Raw genomic sequence first — 4,123 nt, 5'->3', positions numbered from 1 at the left:
CCCCCCCCCCCCGCCACGGTTGAATCCAAACAGCCTTCAGTTAGTGGTAATCAGCCCGCCACCAACACTCGAATGGCCTCCAGGCGCAGTGCCGCTTTCTCAAGCATCGCCAAACCTTGCTCACGCTGTTGGCGCAGAGCCACCAGTTCGCTGTCGCGTACCGTCGGGTTGACCGCTTGCAGGGCGGTCAGGCGCGCCAGTTCTTCGTCGGTATCGGCTGCCAGGCGACGCTGGGCTTCGGCCACGCGTTCGGCGTGACGCGGGGCGATCTTCTCTTCACCGGCGTTGATCCGTGGCGAGAGTTGGTCACGCTGTGCCTGGATGAACTTGTTGGCGCTGGCCCGGGGCACGCTTTCCAATTGATCGTTCAACGTCTCGAACGAGACTCGGGCGGCGAGGTCGTTGCCATTGGCGTCCAGCAGGCAGCGCAGGGCGGCCGGCGGCAGGTAACGGCCCAATTGCAGGGCGCGCGGGGCAACCACTTCACTGACATAGAGCAGTTCCAGCAACACGGTGCCGGGTTTGAGGGCTTTGTTCTTGATCAGCGCTACGGCGGTATTGCCCATGGAGCCGGACAGCACCAGGTCCATGCCGCCTTGCACCATCGGGTGCTCCCAGGTAATGAACTGCATGTCTTCGCGAGACAGCGCCTGGTTGCGGTCGTAGGTGATGGTCACGCCTTCGTCGTCGCCCAGCGGGAAGCTGGCATCGAGCATTTTTTCGCTCGGCTTGAGGATCAGCGCGTTGTCCGAATGGTCCTCGCTGTCGATGCCGAACGCATCGAACAGCGTTTCCATGTAGATCGGCAGGGCGAACTGGTCGTCTTGTTCGAGAATGGCTTCCACCAGCGCATCGCCTTCACCCGCGCCGCCGGAGTTGAGCTCCAGCAGACGGTCGCGGCCGGTGTGCAACTCGGCCTCCAGGCGTTCGCGTTCGGCGCGGGCTTCGTCGATCAAGGCTTGCCACTGGCCGTCATCGGCTTCCTCCAGCAAGGGCAGCAGGCGCGGGCCGAACTGGTGCTGCAAGGCGTTGCCGGTCGGGCAGGTATTGAGAAACGCGTTCAGAGCCTCGTGATACCACTGGAACAGCCGTGCTTGCGGACTGGTTTCCAGGTACGGCGCATGCAGCTCGATGGTGTGTTTCTGGCCGATCCGGTCCAGACGGCCAATACGCTGCTCCAGCAGGTCCGGGTGCGACGGCAGGTCGAACAACACCAAATGGTGGGCGAACTGGAAGTTGCGGCCTTCACTGCCGATTTCCGAGCAGATCAGCACCTGGGCACCGAACTCTTCGTCGGCGAAGTAAGCCGCCGCTCGGTCGCGCTCCAGGATGTTCATGCCTTCATGGAACACCGTCGCCGGGATGCCGGAACGCACGCGCAGGGCATCTTCCAGGTCCATGGCGGTCTCGGCGTGGGCGCAGATCACCAGCACTTTGGTGCGCTTGAGCATCTTCAGCGTATCGATCAGCCACTCGACCCGTGGGTCGAAACGCCACCAGCGCTGTTCTTCGTTGGCGTCCGGCTGAGCCTGGAAGCTGACTTCCGGGTACAGCTCGGCGTGATCGCCCAACGGCAGTTCGAGGTACTCATCCGGGCATGGCAGCGGATAGGCGTGCAGCTTGCGCTCCGGGAAACCCTGTACGGCGGCGCGCGTATTGCGAAACAGCACGCGGCCGGTGCCATGACGGTCCAGCAGCTCACGGACCAGACGGGCGCTGGCTTCGACATCGCCATCATTGACGGCGGTCAGGAGCGCTTCGCCTTCGTTCCCCAGGAAGCCGTGAATGGTCTTGTGCGCCTCGGGCGAGAGACGGCCCTTGTCCAGCAATTCCTGCACGGCCTCGGCCACCGGGCGATAGTTTTCGCTCTCGGCGCGAAAGGCCTTGAGGTCATGGAAGCGGTTCGGGTCCAGCAGGCGCAGACGGGCGAAGTGGCTGTCCTGGCCCAACTGTTCCGGGGTCGCGGTCAGCAGCAGCACGCCGGGAATCGTCTCGGCAAGCTGTTCGACCAGGGCGTAATGCGGGCTGACCTGATCTTCGTGCCAGACCAGGTGGTGGGCTTCGTCGACCACCATCAGGTCCCAGCCGGCGGCAAACAGCGCGTCCTGGGCCTTCTCATCGTCCACCAGCCACTCCAGCGCCACCAGGGCCAATTGGGTGTCTTCGAACGGGTTGCTGGCATCGCTTTCGATGAAGCGTTCTTCGTCGAACAAGGCGACCTGCAGGTTGAAGCGCCGACGCATTTCCACCAGCCACTGGTGCTGAAGGTTTTCCGGTACCAGGATCAGCACGCGGCTGGCGCGGCCGGAGAGCAGTTGACGGTGGATGATCAGGCCGGCTTCGATGGTCTTGCCCAGGCCCACTTCGTCCGCCAGCAATACCCGCGGCGCAATGCGGTCGGCCACTTCACGGGCGATGTGCAACTGGTGGGCGATGGGCTGGGCACGTACGCCGCCCAGGCCCCAGAGCGGCGATTGCAACTGGCGGCTGGTGTGTTCCAGGGTGTGGTAGCGCAAGGAAAACCATGCCAGCGGGTCGATCTGGCCGGCGAACAGACGGTCGCTGGCCAGGCGGAACTGGATAAAGTTCGACAGCTGGGTTTCCGGCAGAGTGACAACCTCGTTCTGCCCATTGAGGCCGTGGTAGACCAGCAGCCCGTCGACATCGTCGACTTCACGCACGGTCATTTTCCAGCCTTCGAAGTGAGTGATCACGTCGCCCGGCGAAAACCGCACGCGGGTGAGGGGCGCATTCCGTAGCGCGTACTGGCGAGTGTCGCCAGTGGCCGGATAGAGCACGGTCAACAAGCGGCCGTCCTGTGCCAGAACGGTGCCTAAACCCAGCTCGGCTTCGCTGTCACTGATCCAGCGTTGCCCCGGTTGATACTGCTGCGCCATGCTGCCTGACTCCCGCCTTGAAAAAGCCGGTTATCTTAACGGAATGATCCCTCAGACCAAAGGATTTACGTAGACATCGGGTCGCCATAGGCATGGATTACTTACCGGCGGTGCGGAACTTAAGTGTGCTAAGTGATCAAACAAGCTCGGCCCGGCCTATTGTGATAATGCCAACCGGGTCACAAGTTTCAGACCAGCGGTTCAAGCTGTTCCTCGCTCAGCCGACAACCTGAAGACAGGAGACCTTTATGTTGCCACCCATGCTCCCTTTGAGCGCCGTACCCATCACCGCTCAACAGGATCCGGTCCGCCAGCGACCGGACATACCGCCCGTGGTCCCGGTGCAGCAAAGCTCCAATGAAAGCACCATCGACCTGAAAAATCGCGACCCGGAGGAGGCTGCGCTGTTGCTGCGCGAGGAGCAACAGCGCCAGCAGGAACGCCACAAGCGCCGCCGCGAAGCCGACGAAGATCCTGAAGCGCACCTGGCCGTACCCGGTACTGAACTGAACGCCGATAACACCGTGCCTGTGGTGCCGCTGATAGAGGGAGAGGAGCGTCAGGGTTTGTGGGTCGATATTCAGGTCTGATCCAGGCTTTGCCAACACCTGCAGGCTGGTCAACACCGCCAACAGCCGCCATCATGGGCGCATCCGCCATTTACCGCACGATGCCGACACGCCATGAGCCAAGACGACAAACTGATCGACCTCAGCGCTGAGCGCGCCAAACGCGTTCACGACCTCAACGAAAAGCGCCTTAACGAAGTCCGCCAGGCTTTCGAGCAAGCCATGCCGTTGGGCAAAACCCAGAAAAAAACCAAGAAAAAACCAAAAAAGCGCTGACAGCCCCCCTCCATTCATTGATACAGATCAGTTATTTCCCCTCCTTTTCGCCGCGTCGCGAGCGTTATTGACTCCGGTCAATTTTCATCCAGGCCTGATTGGTTAACTTGACCCCATCGCAACAGGGGCAAGACCAGGAGGCCAGTCATGTTTTTCGATAATGTGGTGTTTGCCGGAGTGTTGACCGTCGGCCTCATGTTCGTGTTTTTCGCCGGCTTTGGATTATTCATCTGGAAAGATGCACACAAGCGCAAAAAGCCGTAGGTCTTTCCAGCGACAACGAGCACGCAAGGCATTTTGGGCGACTTCGGTCGCCCTTTTTTTTGGGTTTTTTCAGGCCTGCACCACTTTCCTTGTGGGAGCGGGCTTGCTCGCGAAAGC

4 protein-coding genes are annotated in these 4,123 nt (G+C 61.2%); 3 read left to right on the top strand and 1 reads right to left on the bottom strand.

The window, feature by feature from the left end:
* Window positions 1-50 precede the first annotated feature (50 nt).
* The gene (rapA, locus tag HU811_RS25605; RefSeq protein ID WP_186658835.1) at window positions 51-2,897 is read right to left on the bottom strand and encodes an RNA polymerase-associated protein RapA; all 2,847 of its coding nucleotides are present in this window, start codon (window positions 2,895-2,897) and stop codon (window positions 51-53) included.
* Window positions 2,898-3,145: 248 nt separating this feature from the next.
* On the opposite strand from rapA, the gene HU811_RS25600 reads away from it, so the two are divergent.
* The 3 genes from HU811_RS25600 to ccoM all read left to right on the top strand — a co-directional run bounded on the left by HU811_RS25600 (window position 3,146) and on the right by ccoM (window position 4,006).
* Window positions 3,146-3,487 (top strand): aspartate-semialdehyde dehydrogenase, encoded by a 342-nt coding sequence (locus tag HU811_RS25600; RefSeq protein ID WP_092397144.1) that lies wholly within the window; start codon window positions 3,146-3,148, stop codon window positions 3,485-3,487.
* A 93-nt stretch (window positions 3,488-3,580) separates the two neighbouring features.
* Window positions 3,581-3,742, top strand: coding sequence for a hypothetical protein (locus HU811_RS25595; protein WP_092397146.1), 162 nt, complete (start codon window positions 3,581-3,583; stop codon window positions 3,740-3,742).
* 147 nt (window positions 3,743-3,889) lie between these two features.
* Complete coding sequence (gene ccoM, locus HU811_RS27635) at window positions 3,890-4,006, top strand: cytochrome c oxidase subunit CcoM (RefSeq protein WP_025212288.1); 117 nt, start codon at window positions 3,890-3,892, stop codon at window positions 4,004-4,006.
* The last annotated feature ends 117 nt before the right edge of the window (window positions 4,007-4,123 follow it).

The organism is Pseudomonas tehranensis (assembly GCF_014268615.1).
GTDB classification, from domain to species: Bacteria; Pseudomonadota; Gammaproteobacteria; order Pseudomonadales; family Pseudomonadaceae; genus Aquipseudomonas; species Aquipseudomonas tehranensis.
Note: the sequence above shows the minus strand (reverse complement) of the source record. Positions and strands in the feature narration are given on the sequence as shown.